We start from the raw sequence: 18,449 nt of genomic DNA, 5'->3' as shown, positions 1-18,449 counted from the left end.
GATTTTCTGCAATAAACATGGAAAAGATTGCTGCTTCCCTGTTGGCGACAGCTGGTATTGCCTGCGCCCAAACATACAACTACGATTCCTCCTCTGAAACGCTTGTGATAACAGGCAAGGGCAATACGGTTGCCGACCGCATTACTCTGGAAGGACCAATAACCCCCGGGAGCACAGTCCCTGGGACTTCGGAAATATTCGGAGACACAAAAGAAATTATCTTAAAAGACGTTTGGACATCTCCCGATTCGATCCGCATTAAATATGTGGAGCCGACTTCTGAGGGAAACAACACGACGCTGAAATTAGAAAATTCGCGTTTGGGCGCATCGGGGGACTTTGATAAAGGCGGCACGGGGTTAATCCTTATTTTGGATTCCCAATCCAGTCTTGAACTATACGGGAACCGGCTCACCAACACAATCAGAATCGAAAACCAAGGCAACATAAGATGCACAAACGGCACTGTAAGTGCAAGCTCGTATTTGTGGGACAACAAGACAACCACAGGTTCTTCAGGCGTTCTGGGCGGAAGTGGATATTATAGCTTCGGGAACGTTTCCTCTATCGAGACTAATAAAGATTTCGGACTCATCAAGACCAGCGGTCAAATTACAGACCTCGAAATTTCGGGAATTTACACTGTGGACGGGAATTCCGCAAAAACAATCGACGACGACTCCTACATCGTGGGTGTGAACACGTCGAGCAGTTCTGACGGGCAGGCGATGACGATTTCGGGTTCACTTACAATCAATGCAAAACAAGGCACGGGGATAGGTATACTGGCCAACCAGCTCGGCAGCGACGACGTTTCGCTCAAAAATAACTATTCGGGCCAAATTTACGTGACAGCAAAAGACGCCTTCGGTGTAAAAGTTGGTAAAAACGCGGCCAAGGACCCCTCTGCTGCGGGCGACATCTACTCGCTTTCCGTGGGCGAACTCGACATCGAAAGCACAATCACTTCGGGCAGCACGCAGGGTGAAGCAACGGGTATATACGCAAAAAGCGTCAAGCGCGATTTGACAGCAAATGCAATCACAGTAAAGGGGTACACCAATGCAACCGGTATCCATCTGACGGAAGGCGGCCGCAACCTCACCATATCCGATATGCAAGTAAGCGCGGGAATCAGCGGCAACGCAGCAGGCATAATCGCCGCGCCAGGCAGAGATAACCCTGTTTCCACAGCCGGAAACCTCGAAAACATCAGGATAGATAATTTGGAGGTTTCAGGCGGCGCAGATGCCACGGGTATCTTTGCAAACTCCATTACAAAATCGGGCCAAAATGAAAACATCATAGGCAACATTACGGTTTCGTCTGAAAACGGATTGGCAAACGGTATTTTCGCCGACAACGCTGACATCACCCTCGGCGGCAAAATCCTATCCTCAAGCGAAAACTCCAACGCCTACGGAATTTGGACGGAAAACGACCTTTTCTTAAAAATGCTCGATGGTTCGGAAATCTCGGCAATCGCTGCAAACGAAAACTCCAGCGCCCAGGCAATCCGCTCGAAAAACCTCTATCTGACATTCGACGGCAGCGCGACGATAAATGGCGACCTCATGGCGGACGCCGGCATGGAGCTAAACAACGGAGGCAATGTAGTCGTCAACGGCAATATCGAGGGTAAACATCTTGCCGCAGAATCAACAATCGGCACGGTTTCAGGCAAAATGAAATTCGACTCGGTTGCCGGCCTGAACATTACCGCATCAGTGGGTTCGCTCGAAATCGGTACGTCGGGCGAGGATTCGGGGTATATTAAAGTCAACACAGTCGAGACATCAGCAAACATTTCAAACGCCGTTTTGGTGACAATCGAAAACGCAAACGGCAACGTCTCGTTCAACTCGGTTAATTCGGCGACGGTAAACAACGCCGTTGGCGACATCTCAGCAACAAATGTCACTAACGGACTGAACGTCGGCGATGTCGGCAACATCCGCGTAAGCGGTACGAATGTCAATGTGCTTGACGGCAAAACTGTGAGCGGCGACATCGTTTCGACGACAGACCTCATACTGTCAAACGAAGGTTCGGCAACACTCACGGGTTCAGTTTCGGCGGGCGGGAACAGACTTACGATAAACAGTGTCTTCGGCATAAACTCTTCAGCCGCGACCGTAATCAGCGCGGGGACACTCGGGGGCGCGGGCTTGCGCGGCACCATCAACAACCACTACGACAACATCTTCGGTTTCTCCGCAACCGACGACTCTTCGGGAAGCCTCACCGCCGCAACCGCCTTGAAAGGCACGCACGACGTCGTCTCGAACAACATTTCGGGCATGATCGACGGCGACTTGGATCCTTTTGAAAACACCTACATCACCGTGAAGTACGTCAACGTCGGCAGCAATGTCGGCTACGAAATCAAGAAGAACACCTATCTTGCCGAAGCAGTTGCGACAAACGAATTCGAAAAGGCGTTGGCAAAAACCTACGACGATCTTGAATACATCGACGGCGACGACGCGGCGAACGAGGCGGCAGTTACCAAAAAACGTAATTTCGCCGCAATGGTAAAAAGCGGCACACTGGGTGCGATACTTCCGCAGTCGGTAGTGCACAGCGTGCGCATGAACATGGATCTTGCCGACATAATCCACCTCGACACGCTCAACCGCACGAGCGCGGCAATCGACGGCCTCGGCGCAAAAAGCAGCGGCACGGAAGTTTCGGGGGGGCGTTTTTCAGGCATTACCGTCCGCAACATAAACAGGTTTGCCACCTACGGCGGCGATGAAAACATGGATGGGTCGAGCGACTATATTTCGGGCGGCTTGGTGAATTTTGAATACACGGCGGGTAACACGTTTCTTGCGGGCTTCGGCTTCGGCGGTTTTCAGGCAAAATCGTCAGGCAAGGGCAACTGCGGCAAGGCGGAAACCCAAAGCCTTGCGGTCAACGCCTACACCGACTGGCGGTTCTTCGGCAACTTTGACTGGTACTTCGGTGCAACCTATGCTTTCGGCATGAACAAAGCCGAAAGGATGAACATCCTGAACAAAAGCAAAGCCGATTGGAATTCAAACCTCATCGGTGTCTTCACGGGCGTTCGATACGCGTGGAAGCCTTTTGCCGACACCGGATTTTACCTGAAACCCACAATCGGCGTAAACGCGGACTTCCTGATGAACCCGTCGTTCACGGAAAAAAGCGGGGAAGAACGCATGAGCGCGGAATCAGAAAACTATACAAGCGTGAAGTCGCTTGTGGGAATTGAGGGCACTTACGCGTTTTCAAACGGCTTCTACTTTACGGGCAGAATGTTCTACACGCACGAATTTTGCGACGACCGCTACGGAGTAAATGCCATGCTCGGCTCTTCCTTCATAAGGGTAAGGGGCTGGAAAATGGACAGGGACGCTGGCGTATTCGGCGCAGGCATCGGATACAGCATCACGGAACAGTGGAGCGTCTATGCCGACTATGCCGCGGACGTTTCGGACAAAGTGCGCCACAACGTCAATATGGGCGTCACGTTTAAATTTTAAGTCGATTCGCGAATGAGCAAAAAATCTGCAATATATTTCTGCCGCAATAGAATCGCCTCATAAACATCTGTAAAAGCATTGATAGGGAGGGAGCCGCTGTTACTGAGCTCCGGTGTCATGGAACACAAACGGCTTTCTGTAAAAGCGCCCCAGCCTCTCAGCCCTTCCATTCTGGCCTGTACACGAGCACCGGGCCGGTACGCGAAGACTGAACGCCGCGCACCTTCCGAACGGCGGAGCCCACCAGGGCGGCAGCCTGTTCCACCTCCTCCTGCGTCGTCATGAAAGACAGGGAAAAACGCAGGGAGGAACGTACCGCCTCATCAGACAATCCCATGGCCGTCAGCACGTGGGAAGGCATCGGCTGCAGCGTATGGCAGGCAGACCCAGCCGAACACAGCAGGCCGGCAGGTTCCAGCAACAGCATCAGCGCTTCCGCCGTACATCCGTCAAACGCCAGATTGGAAGTATTGGGAATACGTTCCGTTCCGCCGGAATGCACCGTCACGCCGCCCACCTGTGCCCGCAGGAGAGACTCAAAAGAATCCCGCATCCGGGACAGCCGTCCGGCGTCCTCCTCCAAGTGCCTCAATGCCGCCCGCGCCGCCGCACCAAAACCAATGATTCCCGGAACATTCTCCGTGCCGGACCTCAAACCGTACTCCTGCCCCCCCCCGAACAGCAAAGGGGAAAAAGGAGCCCCCGCTCTCCTGTACAGACATCCAATCCCTTTGGGGCCATGGAATTTGTGTGCGGATACGGAAGCATAATCCACTTCCATTCCATGCAAATCCACGGGAATTTTTCCGGCGCACTGCACTATATCCAAATGCACGGGAACTCCATGTTTCCCGGCGGAGGAACACAAAACCGCCGCATCCTGCAATGCGCCTGTCTCATTATTGGCCCAGGCAAAAGAAACGCCGGACACGCCCCCTGCGCACATGGACTCCCATTTTTCCGGAACCGCTCGCCCTTCCCTGTCCACGGGGCAGACACAGCCGCTGCCCAGGGCCAGGGCCGTCTTCAAGGAGGCGTCATGGTCCGTGGACAAAACGCCTATCCCTCCCTCCCGCTCCCCGGCCATCTGGCGGAAAGCCATATTAGACGCCTCCGTTCCGCCGGAAGTAAATACAATTTCCGAAGGAAATGCGCCCAACAGGGCGGCAACGGCCGCACGGGCTTCCTCCACCGCCTCGCGCACGCTCCTGGCGCAGCCGTAACCGGCGGACGGGTTGAAAAACCGTTCTTTTAAAAACGGCTCCATGGCCTCGTAAACCTCCGGGGCCAGCGGTGTGGTAGCGTTATTATCCCAATAAATCACGCCTTCATAACTCCCCCAATCGCGGGAAGGAGTCAAGCCGGAACATAATGCGCAGCTGCACAAGATCACTCTTCACTTTTACCCGTGATTCCGCATAATGCCTCTCATGCGTTTTCTTATCACGGCAGGCCCCACCAGAGAAGCTATTGACCCCGTCAGATACCTCACCAACCACTCCTCCGGAAAAATGGGGTATTGCCTGGCGGAAGCGGCTGTTCACGAAGGCCACAGCGTCCTTCTCATCTCCGGCCCCACTTCCCTGGACATCCCGCACGGCGTGGACTTCCTGCCGGTTGAATGTGCACGGGAAATGTATGATGCTGTCAAAAACCAGGCTCCCTACGCCGACGCCGCCATCCTCAGCGCCGCCGTAGCGGATTATCGCCCCGTTTCCGTTCCGGACCGCAAAATCAAGAAAACGGGGGAGCGCATGATTTTGGAACTGGAACGTACTGCGGATATTCTTGGCTCCATGCGCGCGGAATTCGGCTTCAGAGGCATTCTGGTAGGCTTCGCGGCGGAAACCCATGACGTGGAAAATTACGCGCGCGGCAAACTGGAACGCAAGCGGTGCGACATGATTGTGGCCAACGACGTTTCCCGCAGTGACATTGGTTTTAACTCCTCTGAAAATGAAGTGCTGCTCGTTTACCCGGACCGGACGGAGCTTTTGGAAAAAGCGCCTAAAACGCAAATTGCCTTTCAAATCATTGAGCGCGCATGCCGTCTCGCACAGGGAAAAGCTCCGTCATGGCGCACGGCAGACCCGTTCCACGCTTGAACCGGAAGAAGGTTTGCCCCACGATCCGATGTCGGCATGTAAATGCCGGCGGCCTTTCCCAAAACTACATTTTCCATTTTCATGCCCGTCACTCTTCAGGATTTAGGCTGGAACGACCACTTTCAACGCGCTTTCAACGCCGTCGCCAAACCCGGCTGGGTTCCGGGACGCCTCATCCGGGAAACGAAAATCAACTTCACCGCCCTGCTGGACGGCGGGGAAGACGTGGACGCGGTCGTCAGCGGCAAGCTCTGGCATGACGCCGCCACGGATGCGGAACTGCCCGCCGTAGGAGACTGGGTGGCGATTGACCCGGGGGAAGCGGGAGACGAAGCCGTCATACGCGCCATTCTCCCCCGCCAGACCTGTTTTTCCCGCAAAGCTCCGGGAAAAAGCAGCGCGGAACAGGTTCTGGGAACCAATGTGGACACCGTAGCCGTGGTGACGGAGCCGGGAACGGACTTCAACCCCAGGCGCATGGAGCGCTACTTTACGCTCATCCGCCGCAGCGGCGCCGCACCTCTCATCCTGCTCAATAAAACGGACCTTTTCTCCAGGGAGGAAGTGGACGAAGCCGTGCAGGCCCTGCGGGAACTCTCCCCGGAATGCTCCATCATCGGCATCAGTGCCCTGCACAACAAGGGAATCAAGGAATTCCGCAAATGCCTTTCCAGGGGAAAAACCATCTGCATCGTCGGTTCCTCCGGAGTGGGAAAATCCACGCTGGTCAATACCCTGCTGGGGGACGAATGGCTCTGGACGGGGGAAGTGAATGAGGTGACCGGCAAGGGACGCCATACGACCGTGGCGCGCGAACTGGTGCTCCTCAAACACGGCGGCCTGCTGATTGACAATCCCGGAATCCGTGAAATCCAGATGTGGACGGATGAACATACCCTGCGGGAAAGCTTTGCGGATTTGACGGAGCTGGCCCAGGAATGCAAATTTGCGGATTGCAGCCACGGCACGGATTCCGGCTGCGCCATCAGGAAAGCCGTGGAGGAAGGAACGTTGGACAGGGAGCGGTACTTGAATTTCCTGAATTTGGAAAATGAAATCGCCCGGCTTGCCAAACGTCAGAAAAAAAGGCAAATGAACGTGGAACGGGCCGGGAAGAGAGACCGGAAGGTACAGGCCCGGAATTATGAGGACCGCGTGGAACTGGAACGCCGCCACAAGCCCAACCACCGCAGCCATGACTGATTCTCCGTCAAATTGGCTTGTCAAACCGCAGAGGCGCGCTTACCAGTAAGGGATGCTCTTCCCATGCAGCCTTTTCCGCGCTTCCGCGGCCCTTCTGGCATTGGGCGCGCTTCCTCTCTCCGCAGCGGAACAGCCGGACCCCGCCCAGGCCAGGCCCGTCGTTTCCATCACGGACCTGAACCCCGTCCGGCTGACGAGAGACGCCCACAGCAAACTTCTTGTGGCGCAATGCACCATTAACGGCGTTCCATGCAATCTCATTGTGGACACGGCGGCCTCCCACACCACGTTTGACATCAAATTCATCAAGAAGAATTTCCCCGGCCTGCCGCTTGAAAACGCGCAGATCGCCCCCGGCTCCAACGTCAACACCGTTCCCCAGCTTTTCGCCATGAAGACCTTCTCCATCGGAGGGCTTCACATTAAAAACTTCTTCGGCCTCGCCATGGACCTCACCCCCCTTCAAAAAGATATGCAGGTCAGGGTGGACGGCATTCTGGGAATCAACTACCTGGGCTTCTCCCCGTTCCTGCTGTCCGTCAGGGATGCTTCCCTCCAATTTCTGGAACGCTCCCGCTTTCCCTCCCAGAACATGAAGCCGCTGGAAGTGGAACGCCACCCATCCGGAATTTTCTATGTCCGCTGCTCCCGGGGAGGAGACGCCTTCCTGCTGGCCCTTGATTCCGGTTCTTCCCTTTCCCTGGCCCCGCTGGAACAGTGGCCCGCGGACCCAAATGGAAACCAGCTCACGGCCAAGGCCTCCGACATCAACGGACACAGCGGGGACCGCAACGTCATGAAGCTGGGCATACCCTCCACCCTCCGCATGGGGCCGGACTTCCAGATGGACGGCCTTTCCTTCGCCGTGACGGGAACAGGCGGCAGATGCCAGATAGGCGTGGACACCCTCCAGCACTTTGACATCATCATTGACGCGCCGCAGGGGGAAGTCTTCGCCCTGCCGCTCCATTCCAAGCCGGAGGCCCGCGGACAAAAGGCTCCCGCCGTTAAACGGGAATCTTGAGCATGATGCAGATCATGCGGATGGTGCGGGCCGTAGCGCCGAAATGGGCTTTCAACGCCACCTGCGCGCGGGAGGACTGGGCATGGGCCAGCAGCGGATTGTCCAGCATCTCCTTGAGCACGTCCGCCAGACGCTCCTCATCGCACCGGGTAATGCCGTCCACGCCCTCAAGCAGCTGGACCAGCGCATCGAAATTCTCCATGTGCGGCCCCGTCAGCACGGGCACGCCGCAGGCAACGGCCTCCGCCGGATTCTGGCCGCCGTCCGCCAGAAAGCTCTTGCCGATCACGGCCACATCCGCCAGCGCGGTCCAATCCCTCAATTCTCCGGTCGTATCCGCAATGTAGCAGACATTGTCCTTCAGGGTTTCCGGAAGCTCGCCATCCGTCCGCAGCACGCACTGCCAGCCGCGGGCCTCCAACTCACGCACCACCGTATGGCGGCGTTCCGCATGCCGGGGAACTATCAAGGGGAAGCCTCCCGCCTTGCGCACGGCCTCCGCAATCAGCACTTCCTCCCCGTCATGCGTGCTGGCGGCCAGCACCACGGGCTTGCCGCGCTTCAGCTTGTCCAGAATGGCGGCAAACTCCGCATTGGTTTCCTTGCGCTCCGCCATCTGCTGGTCAAACTTGATGCTGCCCGTCACATGAATGATGGAGGGGCGCACCCCCACGGATTCAAACCTCCGGACGTCTCCCTTGTCCTGCACGCCCATGGCGTCCAGCGTGGAAAAATAATACCGTGACACCCATTTAAAAGCGCGGTAGCGGCTCTCGGACCTGGCGGACATGCGGGCATTGATCATCGCCATGGGAATGCCCCGCACCTTGGCGGCGCGGGCAAAGTTCGGCCATAATTCCGCCTCTACCAGCACAATGGCTTCCGGTTCAAAACGGTCAAAGCACCTCCCCGGCAGGCCCAGCAGGTCAAAGGGGGCATAAATTACGCGCACGCCGGGCACCTGGGCATTCACCGCCGTATCATGCCCCGTAGCCGTGCTGGTGGCCAGCACCGCGGAACCGCCGCGCTCCCGGAGCCACGCCCGGAGAAATTTGAGGGCCAGCACCACTTCACCCACACTCACGGCATGCACGTACAGCACCCCCTTCGGCTCCCGGTTGTAGGAAACCCGGTACAGGCCGAAGCGCTCCATCAACCCCGTGCCGAAGCCGCCGCGCCTCTTCTGCTTGAGCAGGTAGGAAGGCAGCGTCACCAGCCACCCGAGGGTGTACAGGACATTGTAACAGAAAGAGAACAGGAAGGCTTTCATCTTACTTCTCAGGCAATCGATAGAACAACAGCATATTTTTCCCGTACCGGCGGGTATCCACCAGGTCCAGGCCGTCAAACTCCGCGGCGCCTTCCATGCCGGTTCCCCAGCCTTCCTGCACTTCCGCAATAAACACGCCGCCGTCCTTCAGCAGTCCGGCAATTCCGGCCTCCGCCAGCTCCACAATAAAATCCCGGTCCGCCGGGCCCTTGCAGTAGGGGGGATCTGCAAAAACAATGTCGTACTTCCTGCCGGCCAGCAGCTCCCTTTTCACAAACTGCACGGCGTCTCCCTGGATGACGGCGCCGCCCTCCAGGCCGGTTTTGGCAAGATTGGCCTTGGCCGTCGCGCAGGAAAGCCGGGAAAAATCCACCATGCGGGAGCTCCCTGCCCCGCGGCTGAGGGCTTCCAGGCCGAAGGCTCCGGAGCCGGTGAACAAATCCAGCACGTCGGCATGGCCAATCAGCGGGTTCAGGATGGAAAAAAGGGCCTCCCTGACCCGGTCGGTCGTGGGCCGCACTTCCCCTTTGGGAACAGACAGTGCTATGCCGCCGGCCTTTCCGCTGATGATACGCATGTTTTTACCGGAATGAAAGGAACGTCTTGTTGTCCCTACTGGCGCGCCTTGGCCTTGGCCTTTTCCAGCAGGGGATCTCCCGTAATGCGGGTGATGGGGATGCGCAGCACGATGGACTGGTTGGCAATGGCAATATTATCCGGATTCTTCTCGGACATGTTGTAAACGAAATAGGTATATTTGCCGTCCTTGGTCTTGCCCGCGATAATGGTCTCCGTCAGGGTGGAAAGAATGGTCTTCTTTTCCATGGTCCATTCCTTGCCGCTCCATGCGCCGTACACGTTCAGATCGTCATAGGAAACGTCCCCTTTCAGGGCCAGGGCGCCGTTGGGGGAAATCCAGGATTTGGTATTGGAGTCATACTTCAGGGTGCTCATCGGCAGCGGTCCCTGCTGGGCCACCGCGGCCAGAGTCCAGATGCCGCGTTCCCCGGAGGCGAAAATGCCCACAGCTACGGGGGCCACTTCCTGCACCTGCTTCAGCTTCCAGCATTCCAGATACTTGGCATACTCATCCTTGGTCCAGCCCAGACGTTCGTCATACGGAACGGGCTGACCGGGAACGATCTGGCTGACGAGTTCCTTCTTGTCCTTGTCGGGCAGGGAGGCAAAAACGCCGTCAATCTTTTCCATGAATGGCTGAAGGCTTTCATCAAGCACAACGCTGACGGCGGAAGCTTCCGCCATTTTGCCGACCGGGAGATATTCATCGATTATTTCCGGCTTTTCTGCTGCGGACAGGGAAGAAACCAGAACGGGGACCATCAGTGTTAAAGCCAGATTGCGGAGCGCTTTCATAACGTGTTCGTACATTTTACTCAACAAAACACCCTTGGCAAGAGTCAAAGTGAGTGTTATCCGTATGTACATCATGAACTGGAAGTTACTTTTCACTACCCTGGCCGCCGCTCTGAGCCTTGCTTCCTGCGTGTCCACCCCGGCATCCCGCATCCAGAAAAACCCAGCCCTTTTCAATTCCCTTCCGCCCAGCCAGAAAACGCTGGTGGAAGCCGGACAGATTGCGGAAGGCATGTCGCCGCCCGCCGTCTTCCTGGCCTGGGGAGACCCCTCCGCCGTCGCGGAAGGCAACCTTAACGGAAAATCCGCCACCCGCTGGATTTACTCTTCCCTCCAGCCGGTTTACACCCCGCCGCCCTCCTTCTGGGCCGGGCCCTACTGGGGAGGCCCCTATTGGGGACCGGGGTTCTACCGTCCCTATTACCCGTATTACAATGACGTCACCTACGTCCCGGTGGATACCGGCTACGTGCTGTTCATCAACGGCAAGGTGAAATCCTGGGAACGCAGGCGCTGATTAAAGAACCGGCAGGCCCGCACGGGATGGAATGCGGCGGCGCAGCAGACGGAGGGAAGCTTCCGCATGATGCGCCGTTTTTCTTTTTGCCATTCTTTCGCGGCCTTTTTTCTTTCCCTTCCGTTCCCGGACTCTTCGTTCAATCCCTGTCCCCGGACAGGGGGCGTTCCAGTTCCTCCCGGAATTCAGGGAAGAACGCCTTCAATTCCCCGGACACCTTAGGGTATTCCAGTTTCATTTCCGCCAGTGCCTCCACAATGGCGCACATGCAGACAAGCCTGGAATACCACTTGTTGTCCGCCGGCACCACATACCACGGCGCGTCCCGGGAAGAAGTATGACGTATCATTTCCTCATACGCCTTCTGGTACTGGTCCCAGAACTCGCGTTCGTGGATGTCCCCCTCTGAAAACTTCCAGTTCTTGTGCGGGGTGTCCAGCCGCGCCAGAAGGCGCTTTCTCTGTTCCTCACTGGAAAGGTTAAGGAATATCTTCACGATGCGCGTCTTGTTGGCGAGCAGATGGCGTTCCAGATTATTGATGGATCTGTACCTCTCCTTCCAGAAGGCTCCCTTGGCATGGGCGGGATCAAACCCCTCCCCCGCCAGAAATTCCGGATGCACGCGCACGCTCAGCACTTCTTCATAGTAGGAACGGTTGAAAATGCCGATCATTCCCCGCCGGGGAAGACGGGCCACGCACCGCCACAGGAAATCATGGCTCCGTTCCAGCGTGGAGGGCGGCTTGAAGCTGCTGACCACGCACCCCTGCGGATTGACTCCGCCCATCACATGCTTCACAATGCCGTCCTTGCCCGCACTGTCCATCGCCTGCAGCACCACCAGCAGCGCATAGGATTCGCTGGCATAAAGCACTTCCTGAAGCTGTTCCAGCAGCTCAATGCCCTTCTCCAGCTTGTCCACGGCTTCCTTCTTGCTGTCCTTGTCCAGCTTGCCCAGATCGCCCGGATCATAGTGGGATAACTTGAACCCCTTGCCGTCCGTCACCCGGTACGGCTCAATGAACTTTTTGCAGCGTTTGACCAGACGGGAAGGAATATCTATCATTCCGGTAATGACACCGTTCTGCGTCAAGACGTTGAAATAACCGTAAAAAACTCCGCCTTCCTCCCGGACGGCCGTCCGGCCCCTGCAGCATGAAAAATCCGCAAAAGCCGGCTTTCCGCAGCAAAGGCGGAATGGCGCAGGGAAACGTCAATTCTCTATGCGCACCTGGTCCGCGGGAGTATTTTCCAGCTTGCAGTCCTCAATGGACCATGTGCGGGGAGGCTGAACCTTGTTATTTTTAATCAGGATGTTGGCGCACCTCCTGAACTGGAAGGGCTTCTGCCCCCAGCCCCTGAAATCATTGTTGTAAATGATTTTGTTGTTGACGAATTTAAGGTTATCCGTGGAAATGGCAAACAGTAGCGGCACGTCGAACGTCTTGAACACATTGTTTTCTATCAGGACATTGCGGTGATAATAATCCTTCTGCTTGTTCAACTGCTTGACTTCCGGGTAAATGGAAATGATGGCGTTCGTGAACTGGTAGCGGGAGGTCAGGTTGTTGATGAAGGTATTCCTGCGGATCACCACTTCATGGCAGGCGCCGCTTTCATACCAGCCCTGGGCGTCCCCGGCCAGCAGAATGGCCGCGCCGGAGGAATGGTCAAACAAATTGCCCTCCACCAGAACCTTCTCAGGCGTCGTGAAAAGAGAACCGCGGGCGCGGTTGTTGCGGACGATGTTGTTGCGGAATACTACGGAAGGGTAAAAATCCGCATTTTCCACGGCGTCCCCGGCCTTGACGGACGGAGGCAGCGGTTCTTCCAGCGTGATCACCAGTTCCGTAGAACTCTTCTTCACGGCGGTTTTTACGGTAGCGGTGCTTCCCGGTTCAAGCGTAGGCCCGTTGATAAAACGGATTTTTTCACCGGGCAGGAACACTTCAAACCCCACCGCCTGGCGGTGCATGTACTTGCATTTCAGCGTATGGCCGTCCACTACCTCCGTCACGCCCAGGCAGGTGGAATGAACGTTGATGGCGTCATCCATCATTCCCTCGAACAAGGCTTTCTCCACCACGATCTCGCCCCGGGTGTTGGAAAAATGGGTGGCGTCCGCCCCGGCGGTGTGCACGCGCCCCGTCCCTTTCCTGACCATGACGCCGCCACCCTTCATGTGGAAATCCTCCGACCGCTGGACCAGCAAAGCCATGCCCGTGCTCTGGTGCAGAGCCACATCATTCAGGACCGTCTTCCGCGCCCGGTAAACCACGCATCCCGGATGGGGGCGGTTATAATTCCGCAGCACCAGCGTATCCCCCGGCTTGATTCCCTTCTGCTTGAGGTTCCAGTCCAGCCGGAGGCGGTTCCCTCCGAGGGGTTCCACCCGGCCGTTCCAGCCCATGTCCGACGTATTGGCAATGATGTGCCCGGTCCCCTTCTCAAAGGCCATGCAGCTCCCCATTCCTTCCTCCCAGCCTTCGCCCAGGAAAACGAACCTGTTGTTCCTGATTTCATAGGGGTAGGCTTTTTTGTCTATTTCCACCTCCGTGGACCTGTCGTCCGCATTCAAGACACGCGCTTCCGTACAATAGGACCGTTCATAATCCACGGACAGACGGTTGATGCTGATGTTTTCGCTGTCCATGACCAGCAGGGGAACCACCTTGCCGTGAAACAGGAACAGGGAGCCGTTGCCCTCTACGCGGACATTCCGCAAATCAGTCAGGGTCACGCACACCGGATGAACCAGGGGCTGGTCATGGTTGGAGATATTGAAGCTCATGTTCAAGGCTCCCTCCGGATAAAAATGATAGACTCCCCTGGGGATGTTCAGCACGCCCCCTCCCTGCTTCCGCAGGGCGGAAATCGCGGCCCGCAGGGCCGGACCCTGATCTTTCCTGACGCCGGGAACCATGCCGAATTTGGCGGCATTCACCACGGCTCCCTTCATGCTCTGCGGCTCACCGCCCGTTTTCCAGACTAGGTCCACCCAGTCTGCGTGGTCATAGGAATTATTTTCCACCCGGTCAGCCACCAGGTAAAGATGCCGTATGCCGTTTTCCGCTACCGGAACGGAAAACTTTTTCGCAGGCATTCCCCTCTTCATCACGCCGGAACTCCATAAAACTTCGGAACCGCTCATTACACGGAATTCCACGCTGCCGTCTCCGTCCGTACCGTCGTCAATGCCGCAGGCCCCTTCCAGCTTCCACACTCTTGAGCCGCTGCCCTCCGGCACAGGGAGCGGAATCATGGATGTAGCGTGAGTGCCGATGCCCGCAGCGTATTTTTTACCCCCGATGCTCAATTCACCATTCTTGAAAGACCGGTCCAACCGCGTTTCCCCCACCTCCTGGCGGGCCATCAGCAGACTGGCGGCAGGCACTTTCACGGCTGCGGACCCGGATTGCGCCGCGCCTTCCTGCCCCCGGGATAGTGCCGGGAATGATCCCGCAACGCACGCTGCGGCCACAAAACTCCATGAAAACATCCGGTTAAACATATCCTTTATTATACCTTTTCCCCGGTTTTCTTCTATCAGAAAAATTCCAATTCCTGCAAAAGCCGCCCATGGAGAGAAAAGAGAGATTGCCTTCCTCCTCAAATTCGGGGACACTCTTTCCATGCGACCAGCTTTCCTCCTCCTGCCCGGCATGCTGCTGACGCTTTGCGCCTGCGGGCGCGGCGGCGCCACGCTTGAAACGGATAACGTCCAGGCGGAATGGTTCCCCAACGGGAGCCGCACGGCCATTGTCCTGGATGGTGAAACGGAACCTGCCCCAGCACGGGAAATCCAGCGCGCAAACTCCGGCATGACTCTCTTATACAACTCCCTGGGTGACGGCAGAGGCACCCTGGGAGTCAACGGAGCGCTTCCGGAAACGGCAACGGTTACGTACCGGCAGGGAACATCACCCGCCGTCCTGCACTTTAAGACCTCCTCCCGGGAAATACTCCTCAGCGGGGTGTGCCGCCTGGACGCGGAAGGCAAAACGTCCTCCCTGACCGGCTGGAGCTGCCAGGAACGGGGGACAGCCCTACCCCGCACCGGCACGGCCGGGACCATGACCACGGAAAATTCTGGACAATGAACCTCATGCGGATGCTGAAACCGGGAAAATGGAAAATCCTGAGCGCCCTGCTGGCCGGAGCGCTGGCCCTGGCGTGCGTCCAGTGTTCCGTCCGTTCCCTGGTGTACCTGCCGCCCCAGCCCAAGGACAAAACCGTGTATCTGGAAAAACGCGCCGCCTGGGAGCCCCACCGGCGCACTTTCCACCATAACGGGGCCCAGCTCAGCGGCTGGCTTATTGAAAAGAAGGGACAGCCCCTGCTGGTGTATTATGGAGGGAATGCCATGGACATCTCCATGATGCTTCCCTACCTGGATCGGTTCCCCCATGCCAAGCTCCTGGTCAACTACCGGGGATACGGTCTCAGCACCGGCACGCCCACGGAGCAGAACATCATGGGGGATTCCCTGGCGATTCTCGACTCCGTGCTGAAGGAAACCGGAAGAACGCCGGACGACGTCATCCTGGTCGGGCAAAGCCTCGGCTCCGGAGTCGCCACGCAGATAGCCTCCGTCAGGAACGTGAAAAAGCTGGTCCTGCTGGTTCCCTTTGACAGTCTTCTGGAAACCGCCCGCGGCCTCTTCCCCTACCTTCCCGTCAAGCTTCTCCTGCCGGACCACTTCCGGTCGGACCTGGCAGCGCCCAAAGTAGCCTGCCCCGTCAGCATCCTGGCGGCGGGATCGGACGAAGTCATCCCGCCTGACCACGCCAAACGGCTCCGGGACTGCTTCTCCACGCCGGTCAACTACCAGGAATTCCCCGGCGCCATGCATAACACCATCTGGCTCAGCCCCGGCTTTGACAAGGCGTTCTCCAGGAGCATCAGCTACTGAACCGCTTCATTCCACAGGGGCCAGAGACACCCGGCGCAGGCATTCCCCCTCGTGCTCCAGCAGCAGCCAGGAAGTTCCCTCCGGCAGCGCGTCCGGAAACAGGTTGGCCCATTCCACAATGAGCACCGCGTCCCCGTCCAGATACTCGTCCCAGCCTATGCCGAGCAATTCGGACTCATCCTTCAGCCGGTAAAAATCAAAATGGCACGCCCGCAGGCGCCCGTCCGCATGCTCGTGCACCAGGGAAAACGTCGGGCTGGCCGCCGCATCGGAACTCCCCAGCCCTTCCATAATCCCTTGAGTCAGGTGCGTCTTTCCGGCGCCCAGCTCCCCCACCACGCCCAACACTTCACCGGGCATTAAAATTTTACCTATTTGCCATCCCAGCTCCCTCATTTCCTCCGGAGAATGAGTTAAAACGGGGCCGTTTTTAAAAATTTTATACCATTCGTTCATTTTTTCATGAAATTTTGCTTGTCTAAAAGAAGGTGATATGGTTTATTGCGGCTCCCGCATCCGCGGGTGAACCTTAACAGTGATAGCAATGGCATACGCAATTTTCAAAACAGGTGGCAAGCAGTACCGCGTTCAGGCGGGCGACGTGATCGACGTTGAGTGCATCAATACCCTTGAAGAGGGTGCTGAAGCAAGCTTCGATCAGGTGCTTATGGTGGAAAATGACGGAAACGTGACCCTCGGCACCCCGACGGTGGCAGGAGCTACGGTCTCCGCCAAGGTCGTCAGCCAGTTCCGCGACAAGAAGATCATCGCCTTCAAATTCAAGCGCCGCAAGGGCTTCCACAAGAAAAAAGGTTCCCGCCGCGCCATGACGAAGCTGGAAATCACCGGTATCAACGCCTAATTTCAACCCTTAATTTTATCCTAATCTTATGGCTCACAAGAAAGGTCAAGGTTCTGTCAAGAACGGTCGCGACTCCCGCAGCAAGCGCCTCGGCGTTAAAAAATTCGGCGGGCAGGAAGTGATCGCGGGCAACATCATCATCCGCCAGCGCGGCACCAAGTGGCACCCCGGCAAGGGCGTGGGCATGGGCCGTGACTACACCATTTTCTCCCTCGTGGACGGCCGCGTGTTCTTTGACCGCGAAGGCCGCCGCGTCAATGTGGCCCCGGAAAGCTCCGAGGCTGCCAACTAAATTACAGATAACTCTATCTCCCTGCAGGGGCGGCCATCCACAGGGATGACCGCCCCTTTTTTACCCCTCCCCGCGCCCGAATAAATAACAGGAATTGTTCTTGCAAAACAATTGACCCTCCCCCACTATCCACGCAGAGCATGAAAAATAAGATATGAATCCCAAAACAGATTCCAAACAAGCCGCCCGCACCGCCTCTACCCTCCCGGTTATTTCCGGTTTGAGACTCACCAAGCAGCGACAGGAAGTCTACCAGGTTCTCCTGGAACAGAGAGACCATCCCACCGCGAATGAAGTTTACCAGCGGGTGCGCAAAAAGCTCCCCAGCATCTCCCTGGCCACCGTTTACAACTGCCTGGAAGCCCTGGTGAATCACGGCCTGGTCAATCAGGTCAACTTTGAACGCAGCTCTTCCCGCTTCTGTCCCAATCTCGTTGATCATGGGCACTTCCAGGACACCCGGACCGGCTGCATTTACGACATCACCATCAAGGAGGGCGTGGATCTGAAGGAATTCATCAACCTGCCCGACGACGTGTGCATAGAAGAAGCCCAGATCACCCTCAGGGGCTCCATCATCACGCCGCAGGGCTAAATCCCTTTCATCATCATGAGTCTGGTCATTAAAAATTTGCACGCCAAAGTGCAAGGCACGGAAATACTTAAAGGCATCAATCTTGAAATTCCCAAGGGAGAAGTGCACGCGATCATGGGACCCAACGGTTCCGGAAAAAGCACCCTCTCCAAAGTCCTCTGCGGCCACCCGGACTATGAGGTGACGGAAGGGGAAGTCTGGCTGGACGGACAGAACCTGCTGGACATGAGCATTGACGAGCGCAGCCGCGCGGGCCTCTTCCTGGCGTTCCAGTATCCCATGGAAGTTCCCGGCGTGTCCAACGCCAACTTCCTGCGCGCCGCCATGCAGGCCCGCATGCCCCAGGGGGAGGAACTGGATGCGGTTACCTTCTACAAGACGCTGTATGCAAAAATGGACCAGCTCGGCATGTCCCGCAAATTCACCGCCCGCGCCGTCAACGAAGGCTTTTCCGGCGGTGAAAAGAAGCGCAATGAAGTGCTGCAGATGCTTCTTCTGGATCCCCTTTACGCCATTCTGGACGAAACGGACTCCGGCCTGGACATAGACGCCCTCCGCATCGTTTCGGAAGGAGTCAACTCCATGCGCTCCCCCTTCCGCAGCTTCCTCGTCATCACCCACTACAAGCGCCTGCTGGATTACATCAAGCCGGACGTGGTTCACGTGCTGGCCGACGGACGGATTGTCCGTACCGGCGGCGGAGAGCTGGTGGACGAACTGGAAAGCAGGGGATATGAATTCCTGAAAGAGGCGGAAGGAGCGGAAAAGGCGTAACGCCGCCAATCC

The 18,449-nt window shown here is 57.0% G+C and carries 18 protein-coding genes; 11 read left to right on the top strand and 7 right to left on the bottom strand.

The window, feature by feature from the left end:
• The first annotated feature begins 17 nt into the window (after window positions 1-17).
• Entirely contained in the window at window positions 18-3,509 is a 3,492-nt protein-coding gene (locus QSJ36_RS06500) for an autotransporter outer membrane beta-barrel domain-containing protein (protein WP_102726651.1), read from the top strand.
• Between the two features lie 157 nt (window positions 3,510-3,666).
• On the opposite strand, the gene QSJ36_RS06495 is transcribed toward QSJ36_RS06500, so the two are convergent.
• Window positions 3,667-4,869 (bottom strand): cysteine desulfurase family protein, encoded by a 1,203-nt coding sequence (locus QSJ36_RS06495; RefSeq protein ID WP_180972886.1) that lies wholly within the window; start codon window positions 4,867-4,869, stop codon window positions 3,667-3,669.
• 70 nt (window positions 4,870-4,939) lie between these two features.
• Between QSJ36_RS06495 and QSJ36_RS06490 the strand changes: the two genes are divergently transcribed.
• From QSJ36_RS06490 to QSJ36_RS06480, 3 genes are all read left to right on the top strand, one after another.
• A complete protein-coding gene (locus QSJ36_RS06490; RefSeq protein ID WP_022396473.1) occupies window positions 4,940-5,614 on the top strand; it encodes a phosphopantothenoylcysteine decarboxylase in 675 nt (224 codons plus the stop codon).
• A gap of 81 nt (window positions 5,615-5,695) precedes the next feature.
• Window positions 5,696-6,817 (top strand): ribosome small subunit-dependent GTPase A, encoded by a 1,122-nt coding sequence (gene rsgA / locus QSJ36_RS06485; protein WP_022396472.1) that lies wholly within the window; start codon window positions 5,696-5,698, stop codon window positions 6,815-6,817.
• 52 nt (window positions 6,818-6,869) lie between these two features.
• Complete coding sequence (locus tag QSJ36_RS06480) at window positions 6,870-7,841, top strand: retropepsin-like aspartic protease (RefSeq protein ID WP_022396471.1); 972 nt, start codon at window positions 6,870-6,872, stop codon at window positions 7,839-7,841.
• On the opposite strand, the gene QSJ36_RS06475 is transcribed toward QSJ36_RS06480, so the two are convergent.
• From QSJ36_RS06475 to QSJ36_RS06465, 3 genes are read right to left on the bottom strand one after another with little or no spacing between them, the layout of a single operon-like run.
• Window positions 7,825-9,111 carry a glycosyltransferase N-terminal domain-containing protein gene (locus QSJ36_RS06475; RefSeq protein WP_102722645.1) on the bottom strand — a complete coding sequence of 429 codons (1,287 nt, stop codon included), beginning with the start codon at window positions 9,109-9,111 and terminating at the stop codon, window positions 7,825-7,827. The two genes, QSJ36_RS06480 and QSJ36_RS06475, sit on opposite strands and share 17 nt — an antisense overlap.
• A gap of 1 nt (window position 9,112) precedes the next feature.
• A complete protein-coding gene (locus QSJ36_RS06470; RefSeq protein ID WP_102722644.1) occupies window positions 9,113-9,688 on the bottom strand; it encodes an RsmD family RNA methyltransferase in 576 nt (191 codons plus the stop codon).
• 35 nt (window positions 9,689-9,723) lie between these two features.
• The gene (locus tag QSJ36_RS06465; RefSeq protein WP_146017860.1) at window positions 9,724-10,485 is read right to left on the bottom strand and encodes a hypothetical protein; all 762 of its coding nucleotides are present in this window, start codon (window positions 10,483-10,485) and stop codon (window positions 9,724-9,726) included.
• Window positions 10,486-10,558: 73 nt separating this feature from the next.
• On the opposite strand from QSJ36_RS06465, the gene QSJ36_RS06460 reads away from it, so the two are divergent.
• Window positions 10,559-11,002 carry a hypothetical protein gene (locus QSJ36_RS06460; protein WP_146017859.1) on the top strand — a complete coding sequence of 148 codons (444 nt, stop codon included), beginning with the start codon at window positions 10,559-10,561 and terminating at the stop codon, window positions 11,000-11,002.
• A 139-nt stretch (window positions 11,003-11,141) separates the two neighbouring features.
• Here QSJ36_RS06460 and QSJ36_RS06455 read toward each other — a convergent pair whose 3' ends face one another.
• Together QSJ36_RS06455 and QSJ36_RS06450 are read right to left on the bottom strand one after the other, a co-directional pair.
• On the bottom strand, window positions 11,142-12,068 hold the full coding sequence (locus QSJ36_RS06455) for a polyphosphate kinase 2 family protein (RefSeq protein WP_102722674.1): 927 nt from the start codon (window positions 12,066-12,068) through the stop codon (window positions 11,142-11,144).
• Between the two features lie 147 nt (window positions 12,069-12,215).
• A complete protein-coding gene (locus QSJ36_RS06450) occupies window positions 12,216-14,402 on the bottom strand; it encodes an NPCBM/NEW2 domain-containing protein (RefSeq protein WP_180973678.1) in 2,187 nt (728 codons plus the stop codon).
• A gap of 232 nt (window positions 14,403-14,634) precedes the next feature.
• Between QSJ36_RS06450 and QSJ36_RS06445 the strand changes: the two genes are divergently transcribed.
• Together QSJ36_RS06445 and QSJ36_RS06440 are read left to right on the top strand one after the other, a co-directional pair.
• A complete protein-coding gene (locus tag QSJ36_RS06445) occupies window positions 14,635-15,102 on the top strand; it encodes a hypothetical protein (RefSeq protein WP_285467754.1) in 468 nt (155 codons plus the stop codon).
• Window positions 15,099-15,914, top strand: coding sequence for an alpha/beta fold hydrolase (locus QSJ36_RS06440; RefSeq protein WP_022396463.1), 816 nt, complete (start codon window positions 15,099-15,101; stop codon window positions 15,912-15,914). The genes QSJ36_RS06445 and QSJ36_RS06440 overlap by 4 nt, the downstream gene beginning before the upstream one ends.
• 6 nt (window positions 15,915-15,920) lie before the next feature.
• On the opposite strand, the gene tsaE is transcribed toward QSJ36_RS06440, so the two are convergent.
• Window positions 15,921-16,370: a tRNA (adenosine(37)-N6)-threonylcarbamoyltransferase complex ATPase subunit type 1 TsaE gene (gene tsaE / locus QSJ36_RS06435; protein WP_022396462.1), complete on the bottom strand. Its 450-nt coding sequence runs from the start codon at window positions 16,368-16,370 to the stop codon at window positions 15,921-15,923.
• 88 nt (window positions 16,371-16,458) lie between these two features.
• Between tsaE and rplU the strand changes: the two genes are divergently transcribed.
• The 4 genes from rplU (at window position 16,459) to sufC (ending at window position 18,437) form a co-directional block, all read left to right on the top strand.
• Entirely contained in the window at window positions 16,459-16,776 is a 318-nt protein-coding gene (gene rplU / locus QSJ36_RS06430) for a 50S ribosomal protein L21 (RefSeq protein WP_022396461.1), read from the top strand.
• A 28-nt stretch (window positions 16,777-16,804) separates the two neighbouring features.
• Window positions 16,805-17,068, top strand: a complete 264-nt coding sequence (gene rpmA / locus QSJ36_RS06425; RefSeq protein ID WP_022396460.1) for a 50S ribosomal protein L27 — start codon at window positions 16,805-16,807, stop codon at window positions 17,066-17,068.
• A gap of 154 nt (window positions 17,069-17,222) precedes the next feature.
• Window positions 17,223-17,663, top strand: coding sequence for a transcriptional repressor (locus QSJ36_RS06420; RefSeq protein WP_022396459.1), 441 nt, complete (start codon window positions 17,223-17,225; stop codon window positions 17,661-17,663).
• Between the two features lie 15 nt (window positions 17,664-17,678).
• Complete coding sequence (sufC, locus tag QSJ36_RS06415; RefSeq protein ID WP_022396458.1) at window positions 17,679-18,437, top strand: Fe-S cluster assembly ATPase SufC; 759 nt, start codon at window positions 17,679-17,681, stop codon at window positions 18,435-18,437.
• Window positions 18,438-18,449: the final 12 nt, after the last annotated feature.

The organism is Akkermansia sp. NBRC 115031 (assembly GCF_030268505.1).
Classification (GTDB): Bacteria; Verrucomicrobiota; Verrucomicrobiia; order Verrucomicrobiales; family Akkermansiaceae; genus Akkermansia; species Akkermansia massiliensis.
This window is presented reverse-complemented; position numbering and strand designations above follow the sequence as displayed.

Coding starts and splice junctions, on each gene's coding strand:
- QSJ36_RS06500 (WP_102726651.1), top strand. CDS start 18: ATGGAAAAGATTGCTGCTTCCCTGTTGGCGACAGCTGGTATTGCCTGC.
- QSJ36_RS06490 (WP_022396473.1), top strand. CDS start 4,940: ATGCGTTTTCTTATCACGGCAGGCCCCACCAGAGAAGCTATTGACCCC.
- rsgA (WP_022396472.1), top strand. CDS start 5,696: ATGCCCGTCACTCTTCAGGATTTAGGCTGGAACGACCACTTTCAACGC.
- QSJ36_RS06480 (WP_022396471.1), top strand. CDS start 6,870: ATGCTCTTCCCATGCAGCCTTTTCCGCGCTTCCGCGGCCCTTCTGGCA.
- QSJ36_RS06475 (WP_102722645.1), bottom strand. CDS start 9,111: ATGAAAGCCTTCCTGTTCTCTTTCTGTTACAATGTCCTGTACACCCTC.
- QSJ36_RS06470 (WP_102722644.1), bottom strand. CDS start 9,688: ATGCGTATCATCAGCGGAAAGGCCGGCGGCATAGCACTGTCTGTTCCC.
- QSJ36_RS06465 (WP_146017860.1), bottom strand. CDS start 10,485: ATGAAAGCGCTCCGCAATCTGGCTTTAACACTGATGGTCCCCGTTCTG.
- QSJ36_RS06460 (WP_146017859.1), top strand. CDS start 10,559: ATGAACTGGAAGTTACTTTTCACTACCCTGGCCGCCGCTCTGAGCCTT.
- QSJ36_RS06455 (WP_102722674.1), bottom strand. CDS start 12,068: ATGATAGATATTCCTTCCCGTCTGGTCAAACGCTGCAAAAAGTTCATT.
- QSJ36_RS06445 (WP_285467754.1), top strand. CDS start 14,635: ATGCGACCAGCTTTCCTCCTCCTGCCCGGCATGCTGCTGACGCTTTGC.
- QSJ36_RS06440 (WP_022396463.1), top strand. CDS start 15,099: ATGAACCTCATGCGGATGCTGAAACCGGGAAAATGGAAAATCCTGAGC.
- tsaE (WP_022396462.1), bottom strand. CDS start 16,370: ATGAACGAATGGTATAAAATTTTTAAAAACGGCCCCGTTTTAACTCAT.
- rplU (WP_022396461.1), top strand. CDS start 16,459: ATGGCATACGCAATTTTCAAAACAGGTGGCAAGCAGTACCGCGTTCAG.
- rpmA (WP_022396460.1), top strand. CDS start 16,805: ATGGCTCACAAGAAAGGTCAAGGTTCTGTCAAGAACGGTCGCGACTCC.
- QSJ36_RS06420 (WP_022396459.1), top strand. CDS start 17,223: ATGAATCCCAAAACAGATTCCAAACAAGCCGCCCGCACCGCCTCTACC.
- sufC (WP_022396458.1), top strand. CDS start 17,679: ATGAGTCTGGTCATTAAAAATTTGCACGCCAAAGTGCAAGGCACGGAA.